The organism is Caballeronia arationis, from assembly GCF_001544975.2.
Lineage (GTDB): Bacteria > Pseudomonadota > Gammaproteobacteria > Burkholderiales > Burkholderiaceae > Caballeronia > Caballeronia arationis.
Genome location: NZ_FCOG02000534.1, coordinates 1 through 801, shown reverse-complemented (window position 1 = coordinate 801; position 801 = coordinate 1). Strand labels below are relative to the sequence as shown.

The following is an 801-nucleotide window of genomic DNA, read 5'->3' as shown; positions in this document are numbered from 1 at the left end:
CAGCGCGTTGGGACAATGACGCTCGATCATCTCGAGGTAGGGCTTCCACATGTCCGAACACACGAATTCGACCTTCTCACACAGTTCCTGTCCGATCATGGCAAAGAACTTCGCAAAGCTTTCCTTCGTACGCTCCTGTCCGACCCAGAGCAATCGCGTGCACCCGGCCTCGATCTGGTAGACAAGCGTGAGGTATTTGTGTCCTTTCCCATATTGGATCTCATCGACGCCAAAGGCGCTGACCGTTCCGAGTTCCCGGTGATTCAGTCCCCACTCGACGACCCATTCCACGGCATTGAAGACTTTCTCCCAGCTGGTTCGGAAGCTCAGTGCGGTTTCTTTCCAGGAGAGCTTGCGAGCCCATTGCGCCAGGAAGATCATGTACGCGCGGGTGAGCGTGTGCTTGCCGTTGGCCCATGGCAGAGCCTCGACCTTTACGCCACAGGTGCGACAATCGACGCGCCGCATGGTATAGAGCAGAAACACGGCAAAGCCCCAAACGGGAATAAACTCGAAGCGGCGCTGCGTGAGCGAATCGTAGCCAGGCGCAGGCTGGTGACAGCATGAGCAAACAGGCTTCGAACCCCTGCGCGGCCGAACGTCGATTTCGATGGATTGGGTTGCCTCGCACAGCCGTGCACCTTCATATACAAAACCCGGAAAATGATGGCAGGCATTAAGCAGACGGGTCAGCAACATGGTTAGCAAGCCCAGAACCGGCAAGGGCAAATCCGCCATTGTCTCCGATGAACAGCAAACGATCGCGCAGTACGTTCCAGATCTGCAAAACTGGCCTGCGTC

General features: G+C 56.6%; 1 protein-coding gene. It reads right to left on the bottom strand.

Features of this window, described 5'->3' with window-relative positions; all coding sequences use genetic code 11:
• Positions 1 to 699: transposase (locus AWB81_RS43690; RefSeq protein WP_200822656.1), on the bottom strand; the 699-nt coding region annotated here is incomplete at its 3' end.
• Between the last annotated feature and the right edge of the window lie 102 nt (positions 700 to 801).